Here is a 14974-nt window from a genome sequence, read left to right on the forward strand (position 1 = left end):
TTTATAATTCGCAGTGCGTTCGCTATTAAGCGTCTGCAGCAACCTTCAAAGATACGATCTTATCTGGGTTGGAAACAGGTTCACCACGTTTGATCTTGTCAACGTTGTCCATACCTTCGACAACCTGACCCCAAGCGGTGTACTGGCCGTCGAGCCAGGATGCATCGCCGAAGCAGATGAAGAACTGGCTGTCACCGGAGTTTGGATCCATAGAGCGAGCCATGGAGCAAGTGCCGCGAACGTGTTTCGCATCGTTGAACTCAGCTTTCAGCTTCTTGCCGGAGCCACCAGTACCTGTGCCCTGTGGGCAGCCGGTCTGAGCCATGAAGCCGTCAATCACACGGTGGAACACGATGCCGTCGTAAAAGCCTTCACGTGCGAGCTCTTTAATACGAGCAACATGGTTAGGTGCCAGATCAGGACGCAGTTCAATAACAACGTTACCCTGAGTGGTTTCCAGCAGCAGTGTGTTTTCTGGATCTTTGATATCAGCCACGGGACTGTCCTTTATCTTAGAATAAGTCTGAGTGCAGACATAGCCTCTACTTGGCGTCTGCCGCAACCTGCATTTTAATGATCTTATCAGGGTTACGAACAGGTTCACCGCGTTTGATCTTGTCTACAGCGTCCATTCCGGAAACCACGTCACCAAATACGGTATACTGACCATCAAGCCAGGACCCATCATTGAACATGATAAAGAACTGAGAGTTCGCACTGTTCGGGCTGCGGGAACGCGCCATGCCAAGAGTACCGCGCTTGAACGGAGCCTTGGAGAACTCAGCTTTCAGGTCAGGCATTTCAGAGCCACCCATGCCAGTGCCGGTTGGGTCACCAGTCTGCGCCATGAAGCCGTCAATCACACGATGGAATACGATGCCATCATAAAAACCTTCACGCGTAAGCTGTTTAATACGCTTCACATGCTCAGGAGCAAGATCAGGACGCAGCGCAATTTCAACGCGCCCGTCTTTCAGGTCCAGATAAATCGTGTTTTCAAGATCTTTGGCGCTGGCGGTAAAAGGCATCATAAATGCGCCCAGAACCATCGCACATGCTGTCAGGATACGTAGCAAGATTTCTGTCCTTGTCTTAGTCAAGGCGTACCTCCCAAACTCCCAATTGGCTTTCGAAAAGAGATACGCATTCAAAACAAAATTTAGCGGGTGTTACGTGATTGCACATAAACGCGACGCGCTAAAAAAGTCTAACCCTATCAAATAGGCAGTCTTTTCTGTTGCGTTGTTTTTAAGCAATCTCAAAGCGCTTTTTGAGCGCAGCCTCAACACACTTGGGGACAAACGAACTGTAATCTCCCCCCATCTTTGCAATCTGGCGCACCAGTGTAGCCGTAATGGGGCGCATCACAGGTGAGCTTGGAAAAAATACGGTCTTGATGTCAGGAGCCATAGCCCCGTTCATTCCAGCCATTTGCATTTCATAGTTGAGATCGGTTGAATCTCTAAGTCCGCGCACCAGAATGTTGGAGCCATGCTCCCGCGCGGCGTCCACGACAAGCCCCGTAAAGGAGACAGTGCGAATACGAGCAGCATTCTCTGCTCCAAACTGTTCTTCACACGCAAGGCGGATCAACTCTACGCGTTCTTCAAAGGAAAACAACGGGGCCTTGGAAGCCTGAATACCAATGGCTACAATCACCTCATCAGCTAAAACCAATGATTGTTCCAGAATGTCCAGATGGCCATGTGTCATAGGATCAAAAGACCCCGGATAAAGTGCAATGCGCTTCATATAATCTCTCGCGTCACAAATACCTCTCCCCATAAGCATCATAAATGACACTTACCTTTCAGGCGCTAGCGCGATTGAAACGGGAAAAATGTTGAGTTTCAAGTTTAATCCGATTTCTTATAGTATTTTTGTCTAGTTTATTATGAAGTAATTTCGAGGCTTTTGGTCTTCATCCAGTAATCGAGAGCAATAACGATTTTGCCATCTTCGGATGCGTATTTCGACACAGCACCACGCGTGCCCTCGTAATGCATAATCTCTTTTAATGGAGTATCCGCAAGCTGATGTTCATCGCCCTTTTCCCTCAACATCTCAATGAGCTGATCAGGTATGTCATCATCGTACTCATGCTTAAGTTCACCAGTAATATAGCGGTGCCAATTGTCTAAAACTATTCGGCAAATATGTTTTGTATCATGCGCCTTATCTGCATCAGCAAGTGCACCCCAGAGCCAATGTCCTACCCCTTCAACCAAGAAAATATAAGCTGCTGTACCTTTGTCACAGTTATCCTGAGCCAAAATCCATGACAAGACCTCATTACCGGCATCCCAATTCCAGTTCATTACAACCTGGTGCCAAGTGTCAGGAGTTTGATGCCCGAGCCACTCAATAATCTGATCTGTTTCATCAGCTGGTATGATGAGAACTTCTGGGTCCGCCCACCATTTACATAATACATCATAGTGATCCATTGAAGTCCTTCCCAAAGCCAGCCAAGCTGACTTCGTCTGTCGTTCTAAATACAAAATCTCTAGTTAACTTACGAAAAAGGCGGAGCACATGCCCCGCCTTTTTCTAAAATCTACAGCACTTACTCAGCGCTTGGCGTTTCACCGCCGTCACCCTCAGGTGCCGAAGCTTCGCCAGTCTCAGCACCAGCCTCAACGACGTCGTCAGCTTCAGCATTCTCGTCATCATCAGCTTCGCTAATGCGCTCCACTGCAACAACTTGCTCTTCAGCAGAGGTATTGAACACGGTCACACCTTGTGTCGAACGACCTGCAATGCGGATGCCGTTAACCGGGCAACGGATCAGCTGTCCACCATCGGTCACCAGCATAATCTCGTCGCTGTCCTCACTACGGAAAGACGCAACCAGGCGGCCATTACGATCATTCACCGTCATCGCCGCGATCCCCTTACCGCCACGACCGGTGGTACGGTACTCGTACGAGCTGGTGCGCTTGCCATAACCCTTTTCAGAAACAGTAAGAATGACTTCTTCACTCTCGTCCATCTCTTTAAAGCGTTCTTCGGAGATGCCCGCGTCCTCAAAGGACACATTATCTTCTGCTTCCTCACCGCGCATAGCACGGGAAAGCTTCAGATAAGCCGTCCGCTCTTCGGAATCGCACTCAAAGTGACCAAGGATCGTCATAGAGATGACGTGATCACTCTCAGCAAGGTTGATCCCACGAACACCAACGGAGTTACGGCCAGAGAACACACGAACATCTGTTGCCGGGAAGCGAATACACATACCCGACGAGGTCGTCAGCAGAACATCATCATCTTCCGTTGAAGTCATAACGTTGACGATGCCATCGCCCTCTTCCAACTTCATGGCGATCTTGCCGTTTTTGTTGATCTGAGCGAAGTCTGAAAGCTTGTTCCGGCGGATGGTTCCACGCTTGGTCGCAAACATCACGTCCAGCTCTGCCCACGTTTCCTCGTTCTCAGGAAGCGGCAAAATAGATGTGATGCGTTCACCCTGCTCTAAAGGAAGCATATTGACCAAAGCATTACCACGTGCCTGAGGGCTGGCCAGAGGCAAGCGCCAGACTTTCATCTTGTAAGCGATACCGCGTGAAGAGAAGAACAGAACCGGCGTATGAGTATTGGCAACGAACAGACGGGTTACAAAGTCTTCGTCTTTCGTCCGCATGCCAGACCTACCCTTACCGCCACGACGCTGCGCACGGTAGGTGTCCAGAGGAACGCGTTTGATGTAGCCGGTATGAGATACGGTCACGACCATATCTTCACGCTGGATCAGATCTTCATCATCCAGATCTCCACCACCATCGGTAATTTCTGTCCGGCGCGGTGTCGCAAACTCATCACGTACTTCTTCAAGCTCGGTACGAACGATGTGAAGAATACGCTCACGGCTACGCAGAATATCAAGATAATCCTTGATCTCCGTCGCCAGTTTGTCGAGTTCATCGCCAATCTCGTCACGGCCAAGAGCAGTCAGACGCTGCAAGCGCAGATCCAGAATGGCGCGAGCCTGATCTTCAGAAAGCTTGAACGTACCATCTTCCTGAATAGCGTAGCGTGGATCATCAATCAGCTGGATCAGCGGCTCGATGTCTTTCGCTGGCCAGTTACGCTCCATCAGCTGACGGCGCGCAGTCGCAGGATCAGGTGCTGTGCGAATAAGATGAATAACATCATCAATGTTGGCAGTCGCAACAGCCAAACCGACGAGAACATGAGCACGATCACGCGCTTTGTTCAGAAGGAACCGGGTCCGGCGACCAATAACCTCTTCACGGAAAGCAATAAACGCTTTCAGCATATCCTGCAGTGCAAGCTGCTCAGGACGGCCACCATTAAGAGCCACCACGTTACAGCCAAAGCTCTGTTGAAGCTGAGAGTAACGATAGAGCTGGTTCAGGATAACATCAGGAACCGCATCACGCTTCAGCTCAATAACAACGCGCATGCCACGACGATCTGATTCGTCGCGAATGTCAGAGATGCCCTCAATCCGCTTTTCACGAACAAGCTCTGCGATCTTTTCGATCATAGAGGATTTGTTCACCTGATAAGGGATTTCAGTGACAATCAATGCCATACGGCCTGAGCGAATTTCTTCCGTCTCAACTCGGCTGCGCATAAGAACGGAACCACGTCCGGTCTCATAGGCTGATTTGATGCCAGCACGGCCAAGAATAATACCACCGGTCGGGAAGTCCGGACCCGGGATAATCTCCATCAGCTCTGGCAGAGTGATTTCAGGGCGCTCGATCATTGCGATCGTGCCATCAATCACTTCACCCATGTTATGCGGCGGAATATTGGTCGCCATACCAACAGCAATACCGCCAGCACCGTTTACCAGTAGGTTCGGATAGCGTGCTGGGAGAACTTCAGGTTCCGTCTCGGAGCCATCGTAGTTCTCATTGAAGTTCACCGTATCTTTGTCGATATCGGAAAGCTGTGTCTGAGCAACTTTTTCGAGGCGACACTCTGTGTAACGCATCGCTGCAGCACGGTCACCATCAACCGAGCCAAAGTTGCCCTGCCCATTAATGAGTGGCAGGCGCATGGAAAAATTCTGCGCCATACGAACAAGAGCATCATAAATCGCACTATCACCATGTGGGTGATATTTACCCATAACGTCACCAACGACGCGGGCGGATTTACGATAGGGCTTGTTCCACTCATATCCGTTTTCATGCATAGAATACAGAATACGGCGGTGAACCGGCTTCAAACCATCACGAACATCGGGAAGCGCACGGCTCACAATCACGCTCATTGCGTAATCGAGATAGCTGCGCTTCATTTCATCTGTGATAGAGACGGGCCGAATGTCGCTGGGTAGGCCACCTGGTGGTGTACTTAAGTCCTGATCTGCCAAGGATTATTCTCATCAATTTTAAGTCAGAATTCTTAGCCTTTATAGCCGATTCAAACCGCAGAACCAAACGCCACAAGCCCTGAAAAGACACCTAATAACAACTACCTTACCCCACGGCCTCATCGACCACTGGTTACTAGGCCTTTCTACACAGTTTCGTTGCTCAAAAGCATCGCTCTTCCTCATAAAAATACTAAGCTATACGCAGGCAGTGCAAAATCCTATCAAACTCTTGCCAAATACAACATTGTCTGGTAGCGCCCTCTCAAGAACCGCAGAAATGCGGGTAAAAGCGCCCAACGATGGGCTAAACCACATACAAGGTAAAGCGCAATGCTCATTGAGTTCCTCATCAATGCATTTGCCATGCTGTTTGTCACCATCGACCCGATTGGTCTGGCACCAATTTTTCTGGCCGTAACCGCCGGGGCAAGCAGTGTTGAGCGCCGTCAGATCGCGATTAAAGCCATAGTCATTTCTGGCATCACGCTCCTGGCATTTTTCTTTGCCGGACGCCAGCTTCTGGAAGTTCTCGGCATCTCTCAAGCTGCATTTAAGGTTGCAGGCGGCCTTCTGCTCTTCATCATTGCAACTGAGATGGTGTTCGAACATCGCCAAAAGCGTAAAGCTGAAAGTGCGGAAAAGGTTGTCGAACAGGAAGACCTGTCCCAGACAGCAGTGTTCCCGCTGGCAATTCCGCTCATTGCAGGTCCGGCAACTATCTCTGCAATCATCCTGCTCGCCGGTCAGGCACCAGGCTTTGCTGGCCAGATGAGCCTGATCGCAGTCCTTCTGTCTGTGCTCGCACTCAGCTTCTTCGTGTTTCTGCTGGCAGCACGCATCGATAAACTGCTCGGCTCAACAGTCCAGCTCATCATCACCCGTCTTTTTGGTGTGATCCTCGCAGCGCTGTCCGTTCAGTTCGTTGCAGACGGCATCTTCTCGTTAATCGAGATGCATTCATAATTCAGGTGAGCGCCCATACCTCTTGTGGGCGCTCTTCTCTCCAAATGAGTTAAAGCTTGCAGTCCCAAATCCCCTTCGTAAAGTCACCTTGTATTTTACGGAGGATTCGAATGGCTGCCCACGGCTCAAAAAAAGTGATTTTCGCCGCCCTTGCTGGCAACACACTCATTTCAATCACCAAATTTGCTGCCGCAGCCTATACCGGGTCTGCCGCAATGCTATCCGAAGGCATTCACTCGCTCGTTGACACAGGAAACCAGGGCCTCCTGCTGCTTGGCATGAAGCGCGCTGAAAAACCTGCAGATGAAAAACACCCGTTCGGATACGGCTCAGAAATTTACTTCTGGGCATTTGTCGTCGCCATCATGATTTTCGCCGTTGGTGCAGGGATTTCGCTCTACGAAGGCATTCAGAAAATTCTCAATCCTCACCCGATTGAATCTGCCCTGATCGCTTACATCGTCCTTGGACTCGCAATCATTTTTGAAGGCTGGGCCTGGATGGTCGCCTACAAAGAGTTCAAAAAAACCAAAGGCAAGCGCCCTTTCCTTGCCGCTGTGCGCGACAGCAAAGACCCAACAGTTTTCACTGTACTTTTCGAAGATACAGCCGCAATGCTTGGCCTGCTCGTAGCATTTGCCGGCATCTACGGCGCTCAAGCTTTGGGCATTGCATGGCTGGACGGAGCAGCCTCTGTCGTAATTGGCCTCATCCTCGCAGGCACAGCATTTGTACTGGCGCTGGAGACGAAAGGCCTCCTCATCGGCGAAAGCGCTTCTGACGAACTTGTTGCCTCCGTACGAGAAATTCTACAAGCACCAGCAGCCGTCAAAGGCGTGAATGAGATTCGCACGCTACACCTGGGTCCAAATGATGTCCTTCTCGCAGCCTCATTGGATTTCGAAGACGCCCTGACAGCAGGCGCAGTTGAAGAAGTCATCTTCTCGCTGGAAGACACAATCAAACGGGCGCAGCCACTGATCGGACGCGTATTCCTTGAAGTTCAGGCTGCACGCGATCATCAGATTCTTGAGGGCGAGTAGTTTATCCGCCTAGTGACACACAGATTAGCCCCTTAAGAAGCTTACATACTAAGAATTTTGGAGCAGACAATGACCATACTTGTAACAGGCGGCTGCGGATATATTGGAAGCCACATGACGTGGTGTCTTCACGACGCAGGAGAGGATTTTGTCGTCATAGACAACCTGTCCACGGGCTTCGATTGGGCCATCCCGCAAAGCACCAAGCTTTACGAAGGCGAAATCACAGACCTTAATCTGCTCCAGACAATCTTCCGCAACCACGACATCTCTGCGGTCATTCACTTCGCGGGCTCAATTATCGTCCCAGAATCCGTCTCTAACCCATTGAAATATTATGAGAATAACACAGCAGCCTCACGCGCATTAATTGAAGCCTGTGTGAAGAGTGGCATCAAGCATTTCATCTTCTCATCAACCGCAGCGGTTTATGGTGATCCAGAAGTTATTCCAGTTTCTGAAGACACCCCTCTAACCCCCTTAAGCCCTTACGGCACCTCAAAGTTGATGACAGAACTTATGCTGCGCGATACGGCCGCCGCCCACGAGTTCAAATACACGGCTCTACGCTATTTTAATGTGGCAGGCGCTGATCCGGAAGGTCGCACTGGCCAGTCCACCAAGAATGCGACACATCTGATCAAAGTGGCCTGCGAAGCTGCCCTCGGTAAGCGTACCCATCTCGGCATTTTTGGCGATGATTTCGACACACCAGATGGGACTGGAGTGCGCGATTACATCCACGTTTCCGACCTCGCAAGCGCACATTACCTCGCCCTAAAACGCCTGCGCGATGGCGGAGATAGCATTATCATGAACGCAGGCTACGGTGACGGCTACTCAGTCCTTCAGGTCATCGACGCTGTGAAAGCCGTATCAGACGTTAATTTTGAGGTGAAAAAAGAGCCGCGCCGTGCTGGCGACTCTCCAAAAGTTGTCGCAGACAACTTCAGAATCATGAGCAATCTGGAATGGAAGCCTCGCTTTGATGATCTGCCAACAATCGTAAAGCATGCGCTGGATTGGGAGAAAAAGCTCCAATTCAAAAACAGTCTTTAGACGCTATTGCGCCGGCTGAACTCCTCAGTCGGCACACTTTTCTGCGAAGCACTAAACGCTTCATCTATGGGATACGGATAACACGATCTCCGGGCTGAATACCCAATTCAGCCGCGCGCCCAGCCACCACCTCTAAAACATATTGAGCAGGCAAACCGGAAGGGATAATCTCCTCCGAGTACGGCACTGTGTTCGCAGCAATACTTTTAACTTTATAATCAGACCCGATGAAAATGATATCGAGCGAAGTCGGCGTATTCTTCATCCAAAAGTACTGAAGACCCGACTGCGGGAAAATGAACAGCATCCCCTGATCAGCTGTCAGATCCGTTCGGCCCATCAAGCCTTGAGCCCTGTCATCAGGCGTTTCAGCGACCTGAACTTGGAACTCATGCGTTCCATTGACACTACGCACTTCAAGAATTTCAGTTCTCATACCCGCAGCAACCGTCGATGTCATACCCAGCAAAACAAAAATGAAAGCAATTCGAAGAACCGTCATATAGCCCTAAACCTCGTTTTCTTTAGCTTTGAGCCAAAGAAAAACCCTTGGCAAGTCACCAAGGGCTTAAAACTAGCAAATCTCAGGAATGTGATCTGAAAATGGTAAGACTCTCGTCAGTGCGATGCCGGAATGTGAGTACCACTCCCGACAGGCCGAACTTCCGCAGCCATCTTGCCTTTCGGCCCATCACCAAAGCGCACCTGCACCTTTTGCCCAGGCCGCAACTCAGTAATACCGAAACGACGTAGCGTTTCCATATGAATGAAGATATCTTCCGTGCCTTCGCCGCGCGTCAGGAAACCAAAGCCCTTGACCCGGTTAAACCATTTTACTTCCGCGTCGATAAAGCTACCCTCTGGCGTCACCTGCACGTGCGTCCGAGACGGTGGCAGCTGAGAAGGATGAACCGCATAACTCTCATCCATGGAAAGAATGCGCATCGCCTGCAATCCGCGCGGACGATTAAGCACCTCGCAAACAACACGCGCGCCTTCATACGCCGTCTGATAGCCGTCCCTGCGCAAGCATGTAACATGCAACAAGACGTCAGGCAGATCGTCTTCCGGCTCTACAAAACCATAGCCTTTACCAATATCAAACCACTTGATTGTTCCTGCCACTTGAAGAACATCTAAGGCTGTATCGTCAACCAGGTCCTCGACAGAGCCTAACTGAGGCGCCGTTTTTACCACCATGATGAATGCCCCGAAATTTGCCGCATCTGAAATGTAACGCTCGATCAAAACCGAACACCACTTGATTCCACAAAAAGAATATCATTACGCCCGACGGCAAAAAGGTAAAAAATTAACAAAGAGCTAAATGATCCCCCATTGATTTGGTTAGTGTTGTCCTATCAACACCATTTACCTGAAGTTTGGAGGGGGTATAGCTAACACTACTGAAGATTTTATCCCATGAATCCCCGCGTTACTTTCAAAGTCTCCGCTTGTCATCAGATACACACTATTGCGGAGCATACCTTGCATATTCAGAATTCAGAAATACTAGGCACCCTTCCCTCCTAGCTTTTTTCGCGCTAGCTTCGGCCAACTTCAACCTCTGCTGGTTCCCACTTCATAGAGCCAATCCCATAAAAGAAAGAGTTCGACATGCGTTATCTACACACCATGGTCCGCGTTAAAGATCTTGATGAATCCCTGAAGTTTTATTGCAGTATCTTTGGGCTGGAAGAAGTTCGCCGTCACGAAAGCGAAGCTGGCCGCTTCACGCTTGTCTTCCTGGCTGCGCCTGAAGACAAAGAAAGCTTCAGCGCATCTTCCGCACCAGCACTCGAGCTAACATACAACTGGGATCCGGAAGAGTACGCCGGAGGTCGCAACTTCGGCCACCTCGCTTATGAAGTCGACAATATCTATGAGACCTGCGAAAAGCTTCAAGCCTCTGGGATCACAATCAACCGACCACCACGCGACGGCCGTATGGCATTCATTGTTTCTCCAGATGGAATTTCCATTGAGCTTTTGCAAAAAGGTGAAAGCCTTGAACCAGCTGAGCCATGGCTCTCCATGGGCAACACCGGCAGCTGGTAATTTCAGCACAAGTATTTCAGCGCCTCAATTTCAATTGAGGCGCTGAAATCTAACAATAATTAAGAAAAGAATAGACCAAATCCATATTTGTGGATTGTTTGAATTATAAAATTTTAAGCACTAGACAATATCCTACTGAAAACTTATAAGCCACCTCACAGCGCGCCACATTGCGCAAATGCTGTAGTGTGCGCCCATCGTCTAGCGGTTAGGACGCCGCCCTTTCACGGCGGAAACAGGGGTTCGATTCCCCTTGGGCGTACCAATTCTCTCCTTTAATTTATTTGTTTTGCTAGCATCGCATCTTTATGCGCTGTTTCTCTATTATTTTGAGAGCAAGCACTGACGACACATCTCTGCAAACAAGCTCTCCAATCCCCATAGCTGCAACCAATCCATTTAAGCCCGAGTAAAGTCGCAAGGTAAGACCCTTACCCGCATCACCCTCTGATCAGGACCTCACGCCGGAACACAAAAAAGCCCGGTCGTGAACCTGCGCTCACTCCGGGCCATCTTGAATTACATGCTTGGCTTAGAACGGAATTTCGTCGTCCATTCCACCGCCGAAGCCGCCAGATGGTGCTTGGCCACCACCGCCGCCACCGCCGAAGCCGCCGCCCTGATTGCTGGAGCCACCACCACCAAAGCCACCGCCCTGGTCGTATCCGCCGCCACCGCCGCCGCTGCCGCCGAAGCCTCCGGACTGGCCACCCTGGCCGCCTGCACCACCGCCTTCGCCGCGACCATCAAGCATAGTCAGCGTAGAGTTGAAGCCCTGCAGAACAATCTCGGTGGAGTATTTATCCTGGCCGCTCTGGTCCTGCCATTTGCGAGTTTGCAACTGACCTTCGATGTAAACCTTGGAGCCTTTGCGCAGGAATTGCTCGGCAACCTTTGCAAGACCTTCATTAAACACAACAACACGGTGCCATTCGGTCCGCTCACGGCGCTCGCCGCTGTTACGGTCACGCCAGCTCTCCGAAGTAGCGATACGCAAGTTGACGATCGGACGACCGTCCTGCGTACGGCGAATTTCCGGATCTGCGCCCAAATTTCCAACCAAAATGACTTTATTGACGCTACCGGCCATTGAATTACTCCTAAGTCTGAACCCACCCAAAGTTTAAGCGAGTTAAGTTGGCAAGTAACCTATGCTCCGCGCTCTACAATTCAAACAGACTTTCTCAAACCCGCGGTGGTTGTCCACATTTCCTAGGCTTTCAGTCGGAATATCAGGCGCCCGCAAGCAAGGCTCTCTGCTCGTTCTATTTTTGTTCCGATACAATGCCTTGCAAAACTGCCAAGTTCAACTCTCAATTTTTCTAAAAGACAAATTTACGAGAGCAAACTCAAAAAGGCTTGCTCCTTAAAATTGTTCCGTTTATGTTCCACCTGATTTCCAGCGCTCATTCTCCTGCATTTTGAGGATCGCGCCCAGACCTGTTTTGCTTTTTATATGCGAACTCGGTATCCGTGATAAAGGACAGTTCCATGGCGAAGTCGCCAACACATGACACACAAAATACTCCCGCGCGCGCAGACCTTATGAAGCAGATCACTGTACGTGGCGCTCGCGAACATAACTTGAAGAATGTGGACCTGGATCTTCCACGAGACAGCCTGATCGTCATGACAGGCCTGTCCGGCTCAGGCAAATCCTCTCTTGCCTTCGATACGATTTACGCTGAAGGGCAGCGCCGCTACGTTGAAAGCCTGAGCGCTTACGCCCGCCAGTTCCTTGAAATGATGCAGAAACCGGACGTAGATCAGATCGACGGCCTGTCACCTGCAATCTCCATTGAACAGAAAACAACCTCCAAAAACCCACGTTCCACAGTCGGCACAGTCACAGAAATCTATGACTACATGCGCCTTCTGTTCGCGCGCGTAGGCATTCCATACTCTCCGGCAACGGGCCTTCCAATTGAAAGTCAGACCGTCTCCCAAATGGTAGACCGTATTCTGACATTAGAAGAAGGAACCCGCCTTTACCTGCTGGCACCAATCGTGCGTGGCCGCAAAGGTGAGTATAGAAAAGAACTCGCTGAGCTCATGAAAAAGGGCTTCCAGCGCGTAAAAGTTGACGGCGAGTATTATGAAATCGCCGATGCGCCCGCTCTGGATAAGAAGTTCAAACACGATATTGATGTCGTTGTTGACCGTATCGTTGTGCGCGAAGATATGGCTGGCCGCCTGGCAGATTCTCTGGAAACCGCACTAGAGCTGGCTGAAGGCCTCGCTACTGTTGAGTTTGCAGATCAGCAGGATGAAAAAGGCAAAGCAAAGCAGCTCATTTTCTCTGAAAAGTTCGCTTGCCCGGTCTCCGGCTTCACCATCCCGGAGATTGAACCGCGTCTGTTCTCGTTCAACAACCCGTTTGGCGCATGCCCGACTTGCGATGGTCTCGGCACAAAACTGGCGTTTGAAGCCGAACTCGTTGTACCGGACCAAACCCTGTCCCTTCGAGGCGGCGCGATCCTGCCATGGTCAAAAACCGGCTCAACCTCTCCTTATTACACGCAAACACTGGAAGCATTGGCCAAGCATCATAAGCAGCCAATGACCAAAGCCTGGAAAGACCTTCCGGAAGACTTCCGCAATGCGGTGCTATTCGGAACCGGCAACACAAAAGTGCAGTTTGTTTATGATGACGGCACCCGCTCTTACAAAACCGAAAAGCCATTCGAAGGCGTTGTCGGCAACATCGAGCGGCGCTGGCGTGAAACAGATTCTCAGATGGTGCGCGATGAGCTCTCACGCTACCAATCCGACCATGCTTGCGATGCTTGTAAAGGCTACCGCCTCAAGCCTGAGGCTCTTTGCGTCAAAATAGCAGATCGCCATATAGGCGAGATCACAGCCCTTTCCATCAAAACCGCACATGACTGGTTCTCCAGCATTGATGAAAAGCTCTCCGATAAACAAAACGAAATCGCATATCGCATCCTCAAGGAAATCCGTGAGCGCTTGAAGTTCCTCAACGATGTTGGTCTGGAATACCTTTCCATGGACCGCTCTTCCGGAACCTTGTCTGGTGGTGAGAGCCAACGTATTCGCCTGGCCTCCCAGATCGGTTCCGGCCTGACCGGTGTGCTTTACGTTCTGGATGAACCATCAATCGGCCTGCATCAGCGCGACAATGCCCGCCTTCTGGAAACCCTGAAACACCTGCGCAACCTGGGCAACACAGTCATTGTGGTAGAACACGACGAAGATGCCGTCCTCACCGCGGATTACGTGGTAGATGTGGGTCCGGGCGCAGGCATCCACGGCGGACAGGTTGTTGCCAAAGGCACTCCAGATGAAGTGATGGCCAATCCGGCCTCCCTCACCGGCAAGTATCTTTCCGGCAAAATGAGCATTCCGCAACCAGATGAGCCGCGCAAGATTGACAAGAACCGTCAGATCAAGGTGTTCGGCGCACGCGGCAACAACCTCAAAGACGTGAATGCAACCATCCCGCTTGGCACATTTACCTGCGTAACCGGCGTATCTGGTGGCGGCAAATCCACATTCCTGATCGATACTGTCTACAAGGCAACCGCTCGTCGCCTCAATGGCGCACGCGACAACCCTGCTCCGCATGACCGGATTGAAGGCCTGGAGCGTCTGGACAAAGTCATCGACATTGATCAGTCCCCTATTGGCAGAACGCCGCGTTCCAACCCGGCAACCTACACAGGCGCCTTCACTCCAATCCGGGAGTGGTTTGCAGGCATGCCGGAAGCGAAAACGCGCGGCTACGCGCCAGGCCGCTTCTCCTTCAACGTAAAAGGCGGACGCTGCGAAGCCTGTCAGGGTGACGGTGTTATCAAGATCGAGATGCACTTCCTACCTGATGTGTATGTCACCTGTGATGTTTGTAAGGGCAAGCGCTACAATCGCGAGACACTGGAAGTTCAGTTCAAGGGCAAATCCATTGCAGATGTACTGGACATGACCGTTGAAGAAGCAGCAAGCTTCTTCTCTGCCGTGCCATCCATCCGCGACAAAATGGAAACCCTCGCCCGTGTGGGCCTCGGCTACATCAAGGTCGGCCAGCAGGCGACCACATTGTCCGGCGGTGAAGCACAACGTGTGAAACTGGCAAAGGAACTTTCCAAACGCTCAACTGGCCGTACGCTCTATATTCTGGACGAACCAACAACCGGTCTCCATTTCCACGATGTCGCCAAGCTGCTCGATGTCCTTCATGAGCTGGTCGATCAGGGCAACACAGTCCTCGTGATCGAACACAATCTGGAAGTGATCAGAACCGCAGACTGGATCCTTGACCTTGGCCCTGAAGGCGGGGACGGCGGCGGAACCATCGTCGCAACCGGCCGCCCAGAGGATGTGGCAGAGGTACCAGAGAGCTATACGGGACACTTCCTCAAGGAATTGTTTGAAAGGCGAAGCGCCAACAAGCTGGACGCCGCAGAATAAAAACCAAATGACCGGGCTCTGTCCCGGTCATTTTTTTGCAAAGACCACCACCCCAACAGTCTCTTTCCGCGAAAAC

At 50.9% G+C, this 14974-nt stretch carries 13 protein-coding genes and 1 tRNA gene; 6 read left to right on the top strand and 8 right to left on the bottom strand.

The features are described from left to right. Positions 1–25 precede the first annotated feature (25 nt). From PsW64_RS13895 to gyrA, 5 genes are all read right to left on the bottom strand, one after another. Positions 26–487 (bottom strand): peptidylprolyl isomerase, encoded by a 462-nt coding sequence (locus PsW64_RS13895; protein ID WP_093521872.1) that lies wholly within the window; start codon positions 485–487, stop codon positions 26–28. Positions 488–542: 55 nt separating this feature from the next. Further along, complete coding sequence (locus PsW64_RS13900) at positions 543–1049, bottom strand: peptidylprolyl isomerase (RefSeq protein ID WP_063304002.1); 507 nt, start codon at positions 1047–1049, stop codon at positions 543–545. A 199-nt stretch (positions 1050–1248) separates the two neighbouring features. Continuing rightward, positions 1249–1752: a pantetheine-phosphate adenylyltransferase gene (gene coaD / locus PsW64_RS13905; protein WP_063296938.1), complete on the bottom strand. Its 504-nt coding sequence runs from the start codon at positions 1750–1752 to the stop codon at positions 1249–1251. 140 nt (positions 1753–1892) lie between these two features. Next, a complete protein-coding gene (locus PsW64_RS13910) occupies positions 1893–2447 on the bottom strand; it encodes a DUF4274 domain-containing protein (RefSeq protein WP_063304003.1) in 555 nt (184 codons plus the stop codon). Positions 2448–2566: 119 nt separating this feature from the next. After that, on the bottom strand, positions 2567–5347 hold the full coding sequence (gene gyrA / locus PsW64_RS13915) for a DNA gyrase subunit A (RefSeq protein ID WP_063304004.1): 2781 nt from the start codon (positions 5345–5347) through the stop codon (positions 2567–2569). A gap of 333 nt (positions 5348–5680) precedes the next feature. On the opposite strand from gyrA, the gene PsW64_RS13920 reads away from it, so the two are divergent. From PsW64_RS13920 to galE, 3 genes are all read left to right on the top strand, one after another. Beyond that, a complete protein-coding gene (locus tag PsW64_RS13920; protein WP_057466267.1) occupies positions 5681–6313 on the top strand; it encodes a MarC family protein in 633 nt (210 codons plus the stop codon). 110 nt (positions 6314–6423) lie between these two features. Beyond that, positions 6424–7356 carry a cation diffusion facilitator family transporter gene (locus tag PsW64_RS13925; RefSeq protein ID WP_057466266.1) on the top strand — a complete coding sequence of 311 codons (933 nt, stop codon included), beginning with the start codon at positions 6424–6426 and terminating at the stop codon, positions 7354–7356. 69 nt (positions 7357–7425) lie between these two features. After that, on the top strand, positions 7426–8415 hold the full coding sequence (galE, locus tag PsW64_RS13930) for a UDP-glucose 4-epimerase GalE (protein ID WP_082831115.1): 990 nt from the start codon (positions 7426–7428) through the stop codon (positions 8413–8415). Positions 8416–8479: 64 nt separating this feature from the next. Here the strand turns inward: galE and PsW64_RS13935 are convergent, their stop codons facing one another. Beyond that, positions 8480–8917, bottom strand: coding sequence for a DUF192 domain-containing protein (locus PsW64_RS13935; RefSeq protein ID WP_208980782.1), 438 nt, complete (start codon positions 8915–8917; stop codon positions 8480–8482). Between the two features lie 116 nt (positions 8918–9033). Beyond that, on the bottom strand, positions 9034–9615 hold the full coding sequence (locus PsW64_RS13940) for a cold-shock protein (RefSeq protein WP_057466310.1): 582 nt from the start codon (positions 9613–9615) through the stop codon (positions 9034–9036). Between the two features lie 417 nt (positions 9616–10032). Here PsW64_RS13940 and gloA point away from each other — a divergent pair, with 417 nt between their 5' ends. Together gloA and PsW64_RS13950 are read left to right on the top strand one after the other, a co-directional pair. Then, on the top strand, positions 10033–10473 hold the full coding sequence (gene gloA, locus PsW64_RS13945) for a lactoylglutathione lyase (protein WP_063304006.1): 441 nt from the start codon (positions 10033–10035) through the stop codon (positions 10471–10473). Positions 10474–10663: 190 nt separating this feature from the next. Continuing rightward, positions 10664–10738, top strand: a tRNA-Glu gene (locus tag PsW64_RS13950). 267 nt (positions 10739–11005) lie between these two features. On the opposite strand, the gene PsW64_RS13955 is transcribed toward PsW64_RS13950, so the two are convergent. Beyond that, complete coding sequence (locus PsW64_RS13955; RefSeq protein ID WP_063304007.1) at positions 11006–11563, bottom strand: single-stranded DNA-binding protein; 558 nt, start codon at positions 11561–11563, stop codon at positions 11006–11008. A 401-nt stretch (positions 11564–11964) separates the two neighbouring features. On the opposite strand from PsW64_RS13955, the gene uvrA reads away from it, so the two are divergent. After that, positions 11965–14898, top strand: coding sequence for an excinuclease ABC subunit UvrA (uvrA, locus tag PsW64_RS13960; RefSeq protein WP_063304008.1), 2934 nt, complete (start codon positions 11965–11967; stop codon positions 14896–14898). Positions 14899–14974 lie beyond the last annotated feature (76 nt).

This window comes from Pseudovibrio sp. W64 (genome assembly GCF_001623145.1).
Classification (GTDB): Bacteria; Pseudomonadota; Alphaproteobacteria; order Rhizobiales; family Stappiaceae; genus Pseudovibrio.